The sequence below is a fragment of the Streptomyces sp. NPDC088554 genome, assembly GCF_044752945.1.
Taxonomy (GTDB): Bacteria; Actinomycetota; Actinomycetes; order Streptomycetales; family Streptomycetaceae; genus Streptomyces.
Map to the genome: position 1 here is coordinate 1 of NZ_JBIVMF010000010.1, position 15,097 is coordinate 15,097.

Consider the following 15,097-nt stretch of genomic DNA (forward strand, 5'->3'; position numbering starts at 1 on the left):
CACGAACTGACGGCGGGACTGGATCTGTCGGCGTTCGTGCTCTATTCCTCCCTCGCGGGTGTTGTGGGCGGTCCGGGGCAGGGCAGCTACGCGGCAGGCAACACCTTCCTCGACGCGCTCGCCCACACCCGTCGCTCCCAGGGACTCCCCGGCCTCTCGCTGGCCTGGGGCCCCTGGGAGAGTGAGGCCGGCGGTATGTTCAGCCGCCTCACCGAGGCCGATGTACGGCGGGCGGAACGTGGTGGCCTGCTTCCGATGACCGCCGAACGCGGCCTGGAACTGTTCGACCGCGCACTCGAAGCGGACGCGGCGCTCCTGGTCCCGGCCCGCTGGGACCTGCCCGCGCTGCGCGGTGCCGGTGACGGCGTACCGGAGCTGATCCGCACCCTGGTCCCGGCGTCGGCGGGTGTACGGCGCCGGACGGCAGCCGCCGCTGCCGATGCAGCCACCGGCGAACAGGAGCTGCGCCGACGTCTCGCCACGCTTCCGCCTGCGGTGCGGGAGCGCGAGCTGTTGACGTTGGTGCGCGGGCACGCGGCGGCCGTCCTCGGCCACGACGGCGACAACGAGGAAGTGGAGGCTCAACAGCCTTTCAAGAGCCTGGGTTTCGACTCGCTCATCGCGGTGGAACTCCGTAACCGTCTCGTTCAGGTGACCGGCCTGCGGCTGCCCGCGACCCTGGTCTTCGACCACGCGACCCCGGCCGCACTCGCAGGGCACCTCGCCGAACGCCTCCTCCCCGCCGACCGTACAGGCAGCACGGACCGGACAGATGACACCGACCGTGCAGGCAGCACCGACCGTACGGACAGCGCCCACCGAACAGCGGACGATCCGGTGGCAATCGTCGGCATGGCCTGTCGCTTCCCCGGTGGGATCAACTCCCCGAAAGATCTCTGGGAGTTGGTGCTCGGCGGCGGCGACGCGGTCGGCACTCTTCCGTTGGACCGGGGCTGGGACACGGCGGCGGCGGGCGGCGCGGCCGGTGGTGGATTCCTTTACGACGCAGGGGAGTTCGACGCCGACTTCTTCGGCATCTCCCCGCGCGAGGCGCTGGCGATGGACCCGCAGCAGCGGCTCCTCCTCGAAACGGCGTGGGAGACCTTCGAGCGGGCGGGCATCGACCCGGCGGCGTTGCGCGGCAGCCGGACCGGTGTGTTCGTCGGCGCGACCGGCAGTGGGTACGGCTCGGGGCTCGGAGAGATCCCGGAGGAGATCGAGGGGCACTTGCTGACCGGCAGCGCGACCAGTGTGCTCAGCGGGCGCCTGTCGTACACCTTCGGCTTCGAGGGGCCTGCGGTGACCCTCGATACCGCCTGTTCCTCCTCCCTGGTCGCCCTCCACTGGGCGGTGCGGGCGCTGCGGTCCGGTGAGTGCGGTCTCGCGCTCGCGGGCGGTGTGTCCGTCATGTGCAGCCCGATGCTGCTGGCCGAGTTCTCCCGGCAGAGCGGTCTTGCCGGCAATGGGCGCTGCAAGGCGTTCTCCGCCGACGCGGACGGTACGGCGATGTCGGAGGGGGCCGGTCTGCTGCTGGTGGAGCGGCTCTCGGACGCGGTACGCAACGGGCACCGGATCCTCGCGGTCGTCCGTGGCTCGGCTGTCAACCAGGATGGTGCTTCCAACGGGCTCACCGCCCCCAACGGCCTCTCCCAGGGGCGGGTCATCGGACAGGCCCTGGCCGATGCCGGGCTGGCCACGGGCGATGTGGATCTGGTCGAGGGCCACGGCACGGGCACCCGGCTCGGTGACCCGATCGAGGCCAACGCCCTGCTGGAGACCTACGGCCAAGGGCGGCCCGAGGATCGGCCGCTCCTGCTCGGTTCGGTCAAGTCCAACATCGGCCACACGCAGGCGGCGGCCGGTGTCGCGGGCATCATCAAGACCGTGCAGGCCCTGCGGGCGGGGGTCCTGCCCAGGACGCTCCATGTCACCGAGCCCACGTCCGAGGCCGACTGGTCGACGGGCGCGGTGGAACTCCTCACCGAACGGCGCGACTGGCCCCGGACCGGGCGGCCGCGCCGGGCGGCGGTCTCCGCGTTCGGTATCAGTGGCACCAACGCCCATGTGATCCTCGAACAGTACCCGGAGACGGCGCCCACGGCCCCCGCTCCCACCGGGGCTGCGCATCCCCTGGGCGCTCCCGTCCTGCCCTGGGCGGTCTCCGCGAAGTCCCGCGACGGGCTGCGGGCCCAGGCGGAGCGGCTGCTCGGCCATCTGGCGGGCGACCCCGAGGCGACCCACGAGCAGGTCGGTCACGCCCTGGCCACCACTCGTACCGCGCTCCCCGAGCGGGCTGTACTCCTCGCCGCCGACCGGGTGGAGGCGCTGCCCGCGCTGCGTGCCCTCGCGGCGGGGGAGGAGGCGCCCACCCTGGTGACGGGCACCGCCTCGGTCGACGGGCCGCTCGCCTTCGTCTTCCCCGGGCAGGGCACGCAGTGGGCCGGTATGGGTGCCGAACTCCTGCGTACGGCACCGGACTTCGCCGAACGTATGGCGGCCTGCGCCGCCGCCCTCGACCCGCTCACCGGCTGGTCCCTGCTCGCTGTGGTACGACAGGAGGAGGGCGCCCCGGAGCTGGACCGGGCCGATGTCGTCCAGCCGGTCTCCTGGGCCGTGATGGTCTCCCTCGCCGAGCTGTGGGCCGCTCATGGTGTGGTCCCGGACGCGGTGATCGGACACTCCCAGGGCGAGATCGCGGCGGCCTGTGTGGCCGGGGCGCTCTCCCTGGAGGACGCGGCCCGGGTGGTCGCGCTGCGCAGCCGGGCCATCGCCCGGGAACTCTCCGGTGCCGGCGGAATGCTCTCCGTCGCCGCCCCGCTCGCCACCGTCGAGACCCTGGTCGCCCGGATCGGGGAGGACCGTCCCGAGTGGGCCGGACACATCGAGGTCGCCGCTGTCAACGGACCCGACGCCGTGGTGCTGAGCGGTGTGCCGGCGGCACTGGACCTCCTGCTCGCCCAGGTGGAACGACAGGGGGTACGGGCCCGGCGCATCGCTGTCGACTACGCTTCCCACTCCGCCCAGGTGGAGCGGGTCGGGGAGACCCTGGCGACGGAGCTCGCGGGCCTGGACCCGCGCGTCTCGCGGATCCCGTTCTACTCCACCGTCGACAACACCTGGGCGGACACCACGCAGCTGACCGGCGCCTACTGGTACCGCAATCTGCGGCAGCGGGTACGGTTCGAGGAGGGCGTACGGGCGCTGGTGGACCAGGGCTACCGGGCCTTCGTGGAGGTCAGCGCCCACCCGGTGCTGACCATGAGCGTCCAGGACACCCTGGAGGCGGTGACCCGGCAGCCCTGCCTGGTCACCGGCACCCTGCGCCGCTCCGAGGGCGGCCCGCGCCGGTTCCTGACCTCGTTGGCCGAGGCGTACGTCAAGGGTGTCCCGGTCTCCTGGGCGGGCCTGTTCCCGGGCGGCGCCCCGGCGGTGGAACTGCCGACCTACGCCTTCCAGCGGCGCCGCTACTGGCTCGACGCGCCCGCCTCACCCCGGACCGGGGGCCCGGACGGCCGGCGCTACCGGGTGGTGTGGAAGCCGCTCCCCGAACCGGCCGTACCCGCCCCCGCGCTCACCGGCAGCTGGCTGCTGGTCGGCGACGGGATACCCGCCGAACTGCCGGAAGCACTGGAAGCACACGGCGCGCGTACGGTCCTGGCGAGTGTCCAGGACGTGACGGCCGGGGCGGCGCCGCTCGACGGTGTGACGGGCGTGGTCTGTCTGCCCGGGAACGTCACCGAGGCGACGGCCGTGTTCCAGGGCCTGGCCTCGGCCGGTCTCGGCACCGCCCGGATCTGGGCGCTGACCCGGGAGGCCGTCCGGGTGTCCGGCGCCGAGAGCGTGGATCCGGCCGCCGCCGCGATCTGGGGCTGGGGCCGGGTCGCCGCGCTCGAACACCCCAGCCGCTGGGGCGGTTTGCTCGACATCCCGCGGGTTTGGGATGCCAGGACCATCCCCCGAGTGGCCGCGACCCTGGCCGGGGCGACCGGTGAGGACCAGACCGCTGTCCGCACGGCGGGCCGCTACGGACGCCGCATGATCCCCGCCCCCGCTCCCGCCCCGGCCACCGGAACGCCCGGGGAGTGGCGGCCGGAGACGGCGGGCACGGCCCTGATCACCGGCGGCACCGGCGGTCTCGGCGCCCATGTGGCCCGCTGGCTCGCCGCACAGGGCGCCGGACATCTGCTCCTGGTCTCCCGGCGCGGCCCCGACGCCCCCGGAGCCGACGAACTCCGCTGTGAGCTACAGGAGTTGGGTGCCAGGGTGACGATCACGGCATGTGATGTCGCCGACCGGCAGGCAGTCGCCGGCCTCCTGGGCGGCATCCCGGCGGAGTACCCGTTGAGCAGTGTGTTCCACACGGCGGGCATCCTGGACAACAGCCCGATCACCGAACTGACCCCGGGCCGGATCGACGCGCTCTTCGCGCCGAAGGCCGACGCGGCGGTCCATCTACATGAATTGACGATCCATCAGGAACTCTCCGCGTTCGTGCTGTTCTCCTCCGGCGCGGGCATCTGGGGCAGCGCGGGCCAGGCCGGTTACGCGGCGGCCAACGCCTTCCTCGACGCCCTCGCCGAACACCGCCGCGCCCAGGGCCTGACGGCCACCGCCATCGCCTGGGGCGCCTGGGACGCGGACGGTATGGCGGCCGACCCCGAGGTCGCCGGCCGGCTGCGCCGCCGGGGCGTCACCGCGATGCCGCCGGGGCGGGGCATCGAGGAGCTGCGGCGGGCGCTGGACCTGGACGACACGACGGTCACTGTCGCGGACATCGACTGGACCCGGTTCGCGCAGACCTTCACCGTGACCCGGCCCAGCCCTCTGCTGGACGAGCTGGCGGAGGTACGCCGGGCCCTGGCCCCCGAAGCCGCGGACCGGGCGGTGCCGGGCGCGGACGGCGAGGAGTTCCGGCGCACCCTGGCCGTGCTGTCGGCGGCCGAGCGCTACGACCGGCTGCTGGAGCTGGTACGTACCCAGGCGGCCCGGGTGCTCGGCCACGGGTCGGCGGCGGCCGTCGACCCGGACCGCGCCTTCAAGGAACTGGGCTTCGACTCGCTGACGGCGGTGGAGTTCCGTAACCGTCTCAACGAGGCCACCGGCTGCCGCTTCCCCACCACCCTTGTCTTCGACCACCCGGCACCCGCCGCGCTGGCCCAGTGGATCGACGGCGAACTGTCGGCGGACGGGATGCCGGCGGCGCGTACGGCGGGTCAGGAACTGGCCCGGCTGGAGGCAGCGCTCGACACCCTCGACCCGGAGGGCGGCGAGGGCCTGCGGATCGCCGTACGGCTCCAGACCCTGCTGGGCAAGTGGCAGGAGCGGACGGGCGGAGCGCGGGATGCCGCCGCCACCGCCCTGGAGTCGGCCACCAACGACGAACTCTTCGACCTGGTCGACAACGACCTCGGAATCTCCTGAACGGTGAGGCACGGAATGGCTGAGGAAGAGAAACTCCGGAGTTATCTCCAGCGTGTCATCGCCGATCTCCAGAAGACTCGGCAGCAGCTCCAGGAGGCCCGGTCCGCCGACCGGGAACCGATCGCCGTCGTCGGCATGGCGTGCCGGTTCCCCGGCGGTGTCCGGTCGCCCGAGGACCTGTGGGACGTCGTACGCCAGGGCCGGGACGTGCTGACGGGGTTCCCCGACGACCGGGGCTGGGACACCGATGCCCTCCTCGGCGGAGACGGCGGAGACGGTGAGGCCGGGCCCCCGAGGGCTGTTGACAGCGCCGTGGGCGGATTCCTGTACGACGTCGCCGACTTCGACGCGGGCTTCTTCGGGATCTCCCCGCGCGAGGCGCTGGCGATGGACCCGCAGCAGCGGCTGCTGTTGGAGACCGCCTGGGAGACCTTCGAACGCGCGGGCATCGACCCGGCCGGGCTGAAGGGCAGCCGGACCGGGGTCTTCGTCGGCGCGGCGGCCTCCGGGTACGGCGTCGGCTGGTCCCAGGTGCCCGAGGAGCTGGCGGGCCACCTGCTCTCCGGTGGTGCGAGCAGTGTGCTCTCCGGTCGGCTGTCGTATGTGTACGGCCTCGAAGGCCCCGCGATGACTGTGGACACGGCCTGTTCCTCCTCCCTGGTCGCGCTCCACGCGGCGGTCCAGGCGCTGAGGGCGGGCGAGTGCTCGCTCGCGCTGGTCGGCGGGGTCTGCGTGATGTGCGGTCCCGGCACCTTCGTCGAGTTCTCCCGGCAGGGCGGTCTGGCCTCCGACGGCCGCTGCAAGTCGTTCTCGGCGGACGCGGACGGTACCGGTTGGGGCGAAGGAGTCGGGATGCTCCTGGTGGAGCGGCTCTCCGACGCGGAACGCAACGGTCACCGGGTGCTGGCGGTCGTGCGGTCCTCCGCCGTGAACCAGGACGGCGCGTCCAACGGCCTCACCGCCCCCAACGGCCCCTCCCAGGAACGTGTCATCAGTCAGGCGCTCGCGGCGGCCCGGCTCTCCCCGGCCGACGTCGACGCGGTGGAGGCACACGGTACGGGCACCCGGCTCGGCGACCCGATCGAGGCACAGGCGCTGCTCGCCGCGTACGGCCAGGACCGCCCCGCGGACCGGCCGCTCCGGCTCGGCTCGCTCAAGTCCAACATCGGCCACACCCAGGCCGCCGCCGGGGTGGCGGGCATCATCAAGATGGTGCTGGCCCTGGAACACGGCATCCTGCCGAAGACCCTGCATGTCACCGAGCCCACCCCCGAGGTGGACTGGTCGACCGGCGCGGTGGAGCTGCTGACCGAACAGTGCCCCTGGCCCGAGACCGACCGCCCGCGCAGGGCGGGCGTCTCCTCCTTCGGCCTCAGCGGCACCAACGCGCACATCATCCTGGAGCAGGCGCCGCCGGGACCGGTGGCCGGGCCCGAGAGCGTCGCGCCCGCCGTGGTGCCGTGGGTACTGTCGGGCCGGGGTGCGGAGGGCCTGCGCGGCCAGGCGGAGCGGCTGCGGTCGTACGTCACCGAGCACCCCGAGCTGGACCCGGTGGCCGTGGCCCGCTCGCTCGTCGGTACGCGGGCGACACTGGAGCAGCGGGCCGTGGTGGTCGGCCGGGACCGGGGCGAACTCCTCGCCGGACTCGCCGAGTTGGCGACGGGCGGGCGGAGCCCTGCCGTGGTGACCGGTGCGGCGAGTGCCGGGACGGGCGGTGCGGGCTGGCTCTTCACCGGTCAGGGATCGCAACGGCTCGGGATGGGAAGGGAGTTGTACGCGGCGTTCCCGGAGTTCGCGCGGGCGTGGGACGAGGTGTGCGGGCTCCTCGGGCCGGGGACGAGGACCATGGTGTGGGGCGAGGACGCCGCGGAACTGGAGCGTACGCGCTGCGCCCAGCCGGGGATCTTCGCCCTGGAGGTCTCCCTGGCCAGGTTGCTCGGCTCCTGGGGCATCGCGCCGGAGGCGGTGGCAGGACACTCGGTGGGGGAGATCGCGGCGGCGTATATCGCCGGGGTGCTCTCCCTCGCGGACGCCTGCACACTGGTATCGGCCCGCGCCCGCCTGATGGACGCGCTGCCCGGCGGCGGCGCCATGGCCTCCGTACGGGCGGGCGAAGCCGCGGTGACCGAGGCGCTCGAAGGCGTGGACGGTGTGGAGATCGCGGCGGTCAACGGCCCCCGCGCCGTCGTGGTGTCGGGTACGGCGGAAGCCGTCGAGGGCCTCACCGCCCGGTTCCCGCCGGAGTCGGTCCGTGAGCTACGAGTGAGCCACGCGTTCCACTCCCACCTGATGGAACCCATGCTGGCGGAGTTCGCCCAGGTCGCGGAGGCGCTTTCCTACCACGAACCCCGCATCCCGATGGCTCTGGCCGCCGACGGCCGTACCGCCATCGGTGTCCCGGATGCCGCCTACTGGGTGCGACAGGTCCGTGAGGCCGTACGCTTCGGCGACGTCCTCACCTCGCTGGCAGCCGAAGGGCTTTGCCGATGGGTCGAGTTGGGGCCGGACGGCACACTCTCCGCTCTCGCCCGCGAGGTGCTCGGGGAGGACGCCACCGTCGTACCGGTGCTGCGGAAGGGCCGCGACGAGACGGTCACCGTGCTGACGGCCCTCGCCCAACTCCATGTCACCGGGGCCCGCGTGCCCTGGGCCGCTCTCCTCGGCGCCGGGCCGCTCGCCACACTGCCCACCTACGCCTTCCAGCACGACCGCTACTGGTTCAAGGGGACGCAGACGCAACAGGGCGGTGACGTAAGGTCGTTGGGTCTGCTCCCGGCCGCGCATCCGCTGCTCGGCGCCGTCACACGGCTGGCCTCCGGGGACGGGCTGCTGCTCACGGGCCGGCTGTCCGTGGCGGAACAGCCGTGGCTCGCCGACCACACACTGGGGGAGACCGTGCTCCTCCCCGGGACCGCCTTCGTGGAACTCGCCTCGTGGGCGGCGGCCGAGTGCGGCGGCGGGCGCGTCGAGGAGCTGACCCTCGCGGCCCCCCTGGTCCTCCCGCCCGGCGGCGCCGTCGCGGTCCAGGTCTCCGTCTCCGACGCGGACGCGGACGGGCGGCGGAGTGTACGTGTGTACGCCCGCCCGCAGAACGTTTCGCAGAACACTCTGCCGAACGTCCCGCAGAACGCCCCGGACGACGAGCCGTGGACCCGGCACGCCGAAGGGCTCCTTGCGCCCGCCCCGGCGGAAGGGGAGGAAGCCGACCGGGAGTGGGACGCGGACGGGAGCTGGCCGCCCGAAGGGTTCGCCGCCGTCGGCCTGGACGGTCTGTACGACACGGCGGCGGGCGGCTTCCGCTACGGCCCGGCCTTCCAGGGGCTGCGGGCCGCCTGGCGGAACGGGACGGAGGTGTGCGCCGAGATCGCCGTACCGGACGGGCTCGCCGCACCGGCCGACGGGGGGAGGTTCCTCGTCCACCCGGCCGTGCTGGACGCCGCTGTGCAGGCCGTAGGGCTGGGCCCGTTCCTCGACGGAACGGCCACCGCCTGGCTGCCGTTCGCCTGGGCGGACACCTGGCTGACCGCCACCGACGCCCCCGTGCTGCGGGTACGGATGACGGCCGCCGGGCCGAACACCGTCGCGCTGCGGATCACCGACGGCTTCGGCCGTCCGGTCGCCCACGTGGAGAGCCTGGTCCTGCGTCCCGCTCCCACCGGGCCGCTCACCACGGCCGTCCCCCGGGACGGACTGCTCGGTGTGGAGTGGCCCGAACTGCCCCTCGCCGGGGCCGGACCGGCCGGCGGGGCCCGGACGGACGGCTGGGCGGTGCTCGTGGGCGAGGACCGGCTCGGCCTCGCCGCCGGACTCCAGTCGGCCGGTGTCCTCACCGAGCCGTACGCCGACATGACCGCCCTGCGTCAGGCGCTCGACGACCTTCCCGCACCGCCCCGCGCGGTCCTGATCGCCCCGCTCGCCCCCGCCGCCGAGACATCTGATGGCGGTGACGGCGAGTTCGGTGACATCCTCGCGGCGGTCCGGTCCGTACGCGACCTGGTCCGCGCCTGGACCGCCGACCCTCGGCTCGCCGGATCCCGGCTGGTCGTGGTCACCCGGGGCCGGGCGGGCCGGGACGCCGCCGACCCCGTCGGAGCCGCCGCGCTCGGCCTGCTGCGCTCCGCGCAGGCGGAGTTCCCCGGCGGTTTCCAACTCGTCGACACCGACAGCGCGAAAGCCTCCTGGGCGGCGGTGCGGAACCTGGTCGGCTCCGCCGAACCCCAGCTGGCGGTGCGCGCCGGACGGGCGTACGGACCCAGGCTGGTCCGGCTGACCACCACGGGCGGTACGACGGCCGGGGAACTGCCCGCGCCCGGCTTCGGCGCCGAGGGGACCGTCCTGGTCACCGGCGGCACCGGCGGGCTGGGCGCCCTGCTCGCCCGCCATCTGGTGCACACCCACGGTGTGCGCTCGCTGCTGCTGGTCAGCAGGCACGGTACGGCCGCGGACGGCGCCGCCGAGCTGGTCGAGGAGCTGACCGGGGCCGGTGCCCGGGTGACGGTGGCCGCCTGTGACGTCGCCGACCGGGCGGCGCTCGCCGGGGCCCTGGCCCGGGTGCCGGACGACGCGCCGCTGCGCGGGATCGTCCACACGGCGGGCGTGGTGGACGACGGGCTGGTCGCCGCCCTGGACGACGCGCGGCTGGAGCGGGTGCTGCGGCCCAAGGCCGCCGGGGCGCTCGCCCTGCGCGAACTCACCGCGGACCTCGACCTCTCCGCGTTCGTCCTCTTCTCGTCGGTCGCCGGACTGCTCGGCGGGGCCGGACAGGGCGGCTACGCGGCCGCCAACGCGGCCCTGGACGCGCTCGCCGCCCGATGGCGGGCGGCCGGGGTACCGGCGGTCTCGCTGGCCTGGGGCATGTGGGAGAACACCGCCGGGATGACCGCCGCGCTCGGCGCAGCCGACCGGGAACGAGCGGCCCGCTCGGGCATCCGCCCCCTCACCTCCCCGGAGGGGCTGACCCTGTTCGACGCCGCCATGGCGCTGAAGGAACCCCTGGTCGCGCCCGTCGGACTGGACCCGGCCGTCCTGCGGGCCGCCGACCCCACGGCCGTACCACCGCTGCTGCGCGGGCTGCTGCCCGCCGCGGCCGGCCGGTCCGGCGCGCCGGGGCGGGACCCCGGGGCCGGGCTGCGCCGCCGCTGGGAGCGGACGGCACCGGAGGAACGGGACACCCTGCTCGGGGAGTTCGTCCGGGCCGAGTCGGCGGTGGTCCTCGGCCACCGGCGCGCCGACGTCCTGGCGGCCGACCGGGGCTTCCTCGAATGGGGCTTCGACTCGCTGACCGGGGTGGAGCTGCGCAACCGGCTGGTCGCCGCCACCGGACTGCGGCTGCCCGCGACCCTCGTCTTCGACCACCCCTCCGCCACTACCCTCGCCGCCCATCTCTCCACACTCCTCGCCGCCGAGCCCCGCGACGACGGACCGGCGAAGGAGACCGGCCCGCCGTCGCGCCCCGATGACGCGGGCACCGGCCCGGACATCCTGACCCGGACCTACCGCGAGCTCTGCGAGTCCGGCCGCAGCGACGAGGGCAACGAACTGCTCCTGCACACCGCCCGGTTGCGGTCCCGGTTCACGGGCGCCGCCGAGGCCGGACCGCTGCCCGAGCCACTGCGGCTGGCGCGCGGCGAGGGCGGGCCCGCCCTGGTGTGCGTACCGGCCAACATGCCGCTGGGCGGGGTGAGTCAGTACGCCAGGCTCGCCGCCGGCTTCCAGGGCGAACGGGACGTGTCGGCGGTCGCCCTGCCCGGCTTCCTGCCCGGACAGCGGCTGCCCGCCACCCTCGACGCCGTCCTCGACCTGCTCGCCGACTCGGTCCTGCGGCATACCGGGGGCGCCCCCTTCATCCTCGCCGGAGCCTCCTCCGGCGGCGCGCTCGCGCACCTCCTGGCCGGGCGGCTGGAGGAACGCGGCGGGCCGGTCGCCCGGGGCGTGGTGCTGATGGACACGTTCACCGACCGGGACATCCGGCCCGCACTGGAGCAGGCCCTGATCAGCGGGATGTGGCAGCGCGCCGACACATTCGGGTCGCTCGACGGGACCCGGCTCACCGCGAGCCGCTGGTACGTACACATTGTCGGCGAGCGCCCGCCGGCGCCGCTCGCCACACCGACACTGCTGCTACGGGCCTCACGGCCCACCCCAGGCCGTACGGACGACGGCTGGCGCAGCTCCTGGGAGCTGGCCGACACCGTCGTCGACGTACCGGGAGACCACTTCTCCATGGTGGAGGAAGGCTCCGGGACCACGGCCGAGGCGATCCGCGCATGGCTGACCGCCGGTTCCTGAAGGAACCCGAAGAGTGTCGTGAACCCCCAAGAGCGTCGTAAAAAGTCGCGAACACCGCGAAGAACAACAAGGAAAGGTGCACGGAGATGACCACTGCTTCGACATCGTCCGGCCCGGTGGCCGGGGAGCCCACGGGCGGACCGGACGTCACGGATGTGATGGACCCCGGGATGCTGGCCGACCCGTTCGGCGAGTACGGCCGGCTGCGGGACCGCTGCCCGGTGAGCCGGGGCAGTTACCTCGGCGACGACCTGTGGCTGGTGACGGGCTACGAGGAGTTGCGGGAGGTCCTGGGCGACCAGCGGTTCGTCCATGACGTGGTGCGGTCGGTGCCCGGCTGGCAGGGCGGCGACCCGCGCCAGGAGCTGGCCCGCAAGTTCGGGCTCCCGGACGAACTGGTCGACTACATGACGCCCGCGCTGCTCAGCAGCGACCCGCCGGAACACACCCGGCTGCGCCGGATCGTCACCCGGGCGTTCACCGTCCGTGAGGTCACCCGGATGCGGCCCTTCATCCAGGGGGTCGTCGACCGGCTGATCGACGAACTGCCCGGCCACGCCACCGACGGCGTCGTCGACCTGGTCCAGCACTTCGCGCACCCGGTGTCGATGGAGGTCATCTGCGAGTTCCTCGGCATCCCCGAGGAGGAGCGCCCGCAGTGGTACGCGTGGGTCGAGGGCCCCGCCACCGACCCGGCCTGGCTCACCGGGACCTTCCCCAAGGTGGTCCAGTATCTGCGCGACATGGTGAGCGACCGGCGCGCCCGCCCCTCCGGCGACCTGATCAGCGAACTGCTCCGTATCCACCATGAGGAGGGCGACCGCCTCAGCGACAAGGAGCTGGTGGACACCGTCATCCTGCTCATCCACGCCGGACAGGACGTCACCGCCCACCTGATCACCAACGGGGCGCTCGCCCTGCTGACCCACCCCGACCAGTTCGACCTGGTGCGCGCCGATCCGGCGCTGTGGCCCGCCGCCGTCACCGAGATGATGCGCTGGTGCAGCCCGTCCCTGACCAGCGTCCTGCGGTACGCCTCCGAGGACATGGAGATCGCCGGACAGCGGATCAGCAAGGGGGACGCCCTGATGCCCGTCTTCGGCTCCGCCAACCGCGACCCGCGCGCCTTCCCCGAACCCGACCGCTTCGACATCACCCGGGAGGAGGGTGGCAAGGGCGAGCCGCACATCGGCTTCGGCCGGGGCAACCACTTCTGCCCCGGCGCCGTGCTGGCCAGGGTGGAGGTCGAGACCGCCCTGACCCGGCTGCTGGTGGACCGCTACCCGGCGCTGGCCCCGGCGGCCGACCCGGACGAGCTGCCGCGTATCCAAGCACCGGGCCAGTGGCGGCTGGTGAGCCTGCCGGTACGGCTGGGACCGTCCGGAACCGAAACCCCGGAGGCGTGACCATGCGTACGTACGATGACACCTCGGCCCCCGTCCCCCCTGCCCCGGACGGGGAGGAGCTGCCGCCCTTCCCGATGGCGCGGACCTGCCCCTACCGGCCGCCCGCCGGGTACGACCGGCTGACGGAGCAGGGCCCCGTGGCGCGGGCCCGGCTCTTCGACGGACGGGTGGTGTGGTGTGTGACGGGCCACGCCGAGACCCGCGAACTGCTGCTCGACCACCGGCTCTCGTCCGACTGGCAGAACCCGGGCTTCCCCGTGGTGGTGCCCCGGGGCACCGAGAGCATGGGCAAGATACAGATCCCGCTGATCGGCGTCGACGACCCGCATCACGCGCGGCACCGCAGACTGGTGATGCGGGGGTTCACGGCCCGCCGGGTCAAGGCGCTGCGCCCGCAGATCCAGGAGATCGCCGACGGCCTCCTGGACGCCATGGAGCGGCGGGGCCCGACCGCGGACCTGGTCGCGGAGTACGCCCTGCCCCTCTCCGTGATGGTGATCTGCCGGCTGCTGGGGGTGCCCGTCACCGACCGGGAGTTCTTCGAGGAGCAGACGCGGCGTCTGCTGACGGGCCCGGAGCACAACGACATCGAGGACGCGCGGCTCCAGTTGCTCACCTACCTGGACGGACTGCTGGCGGTGAAGGCCGGGACCCCGGGGGAGGGGCTGCTGGACGAACTGGTCGCCGGACAGGCGGAGAACGGCGCGGTGGACCGTCACGAGCTGGTGGGCATCGGGTTCGTCCTGCTGCTGGGGGGGATCGAGACCACCGCCAACATGATCGCGCTGAGCACCTTCACCCTGCTCGAACACCCCGAACAGACGGCCGAACTCCGCTCGGACGAGAACCTGTTGCCGGGGGCGGTGGAGGAGCTGCTGCGCTTCCTGTCGGTCACCGACGGCATCATGCGGGTGGCGGGGGAGGAGATCGAGATCGGCGGTCGCACCATCGCGGCCGGTGACGGTGTGTTCTTCCCGGTCGCCGCCGCCAACCGCGACCCCTTCGTCTACGAGGCCCCCGACACCCTCGACCTCCACCGACCGGCCCGCAGCCACCTCGCCTTCGGCCACGGCAGCCACCAGTGTGTGGGCCAGAACCTGGCCCGCCACGAACTGGAGATCGCTCTGCACGCGCTCTTCGGCCGCTTCCCGGACCTGTCCCTGGCGGTCCCCTCGACGGAGATCGCTCCCCGCTCCCCGGAAGCGGTACAGGGGGTGACCACACTGACGGTCACCTGGTGACAGGAGGCCGGTCGGGCGCTCCGCCCGGGCTCCCGCGCACCGGCTCCACCGCCCGGGATCACTCGGCCGGTTCCGTCTCCCGCGCGGAGCCGGCCGAGGCCGCCGCTCCAGAACGGCCAGGAGCGGTACGGTCCACCGCGCCGGCCTCGTTCTTCAGGATCACCTCGCCGCCGTACAGAGTCGGCGACCCGGGTTTCCCCGCAGCGGCGGATCGCGGACACGGGGACGCTGCCGGGTGGTCGCGGGCTCTCCGGGCAGCACTGTCGGCTTCGCGGTGTCCGTGGCGACGACGGCCCCGGATTCCTCGCGTATCTCGGTGACGGCGTCGACCGTACGGATCTCGACCGAATCGTTCTCCGCCGTCGTGGCCACCTCGACCATGGCCCGCGCCCGGTCGATGTCCGGAGTGCTGACGTGGGGGCCGTCGAGCTGGGATCCGGGACGGTGGCCCCCACGAACAGTCAGCTGTCCCGGTAGACGCCCGCCCCGGTGTACCAGCGGGAGTCCCGATGGCTGCGTGCCTCGACCCGGATCCCGTTGTCCTGGCCGAAGCGCAGGAAACGGTCCGCGTTGAGGTGGAAGCGCGAGCAACCGAAGGGGCGTTGGCCCGCGTACGCCCCGTTGACGAACACGGTCGCGTCGCGGTACACGCCCTCGAACCCGACGAGGATCCGCTTGCCCCGGTGCTCCTCGGGAACGGAGAAGACCGTGCGGTACTCGAAGACCCCACCGGGGAATTAC

The 15,097-nt window shown here is 73.5% G+C and carries 6 protein-coding genes; 4 read left to right on the top strand and 2 right to left on the bottom strand.

Annotated features, from left to right (window positions below; all coding sequences use genetic code 11):
* The 4 genes from ACIP8W_RS13860 to ACIP8W_RS13875 form a co-directional block, all read left to right on the top strand.
* Nucleotides 1-5,421: SDR family NAD(P)-dependent oxidoreductase (locus ACIP8W_RS13860; RefSeq protein ID WP_402203063.1), on the top strand; the 5,421-nt coding region annotated here is incomplete at its 5' end.
* Between the two features lie 15 nt (nucleotides 5,422-5,436).
* Entirely contained in the window at nucleotides 5,437-11,709 is a 6,273-nt protein-coding gene (locus ACIP8W_RS13865) for a type I polyketide synthase (RefSeq protein ID WP_402203065.1), read from the top strand.
* 86 nt (nucleotides 11,710-11,795) lie between these two features.
* Nucleotides 11,796-13,115 carry a cytochrome P450 gene (locus ACIP8W_RS13870; RefSeq protein ID WP_401957432.1) on the top strand — a complete coding sequence of 440 codons (1,320 nt, stop codon included), beginning with the start codon at nucleotides 11,796-11,798 and terminating at the stop codon, nucleotides 13,113-13,115.
* Nucleotides 13,116-13,117: 2 nt separating this feature from the next.
* Complete coding sequence (locus ACIP8W_RS13875; RefSeq protein ID WP_401957434.1) at nucleotides 13,118-14,356, top strand: cytochrome P450; 1,239 nt, start codon at nucleotides 13,118-13,120, stop codon at nucleotides 14,354-14,356.
* A 159-nt stretch (nucleotides 14,357-14,515) separates the two neighbouring features.
* On the opposite strand, the gene ACIP8W_RS13880 is transcribed toward ACIP8W_RS13875, so the two are convergent.
* Together ACIP8W_RS13880 and ACIP8W_RS13885 are read right to left on the bottom strand one after the other, a co-directional pair.
* Nucleotides 14,516-14,737, bottom strand: a complete 222-nt coding sequence (locus tag ACIP8W_RS13880) for a hypothetical protein (protein ID WP_401957437.1) — start codon at nucleotides 14,735-14,737, stop codon at nucleotides 14,516-14,518.
* Between the two features lie 80 nt (nucleotides 14,738-14,817).
* Complete coding sequence (locus ACIP8W_RS13885) at nucleotides 14,818-15,027, bottom strand: hypothetical protein (protein ID WP_402203183.1); 210 nt, start codon at nucleotides 15,025-15,027, stop codon at nucleotides 14,818-14,820.
* Between the last annotated feature and the right edge of the window lie 70 nt (nucleotides 15,028-15,097).

Coding starts and splice junctions, on each gene's coding strand:
- ACIP8W_RS13870 (WP_401957432.1), top strand. CDS start 11,796: ATGACCACTGCTTCGACATCGTCCGGCCCGGTGGCCGGGGAGCCCACG.
- ACIP8W_RS13865 (WP_402203065.1), top strand. CDS start 5,437: ATGGCTGAGGAAGAGAAACTCCGGAGTTATCTCCAGCGTGTCATCGCC.
- ACIP8W_RS13875 (WP_401957434.1), top strand. CDS start 13,118: ATGCGTACGTACGATGACACCTCGGCCCCCGTCCCCCCTGCCCCGGAC.
- ACIP8W_RS13880 (WP_401957437.1), bottom strand. CDS start 14,737: ATGGTCGAGGTGGCCACGACGGCGGAGAACGATTCGGTCGAGATCCGT.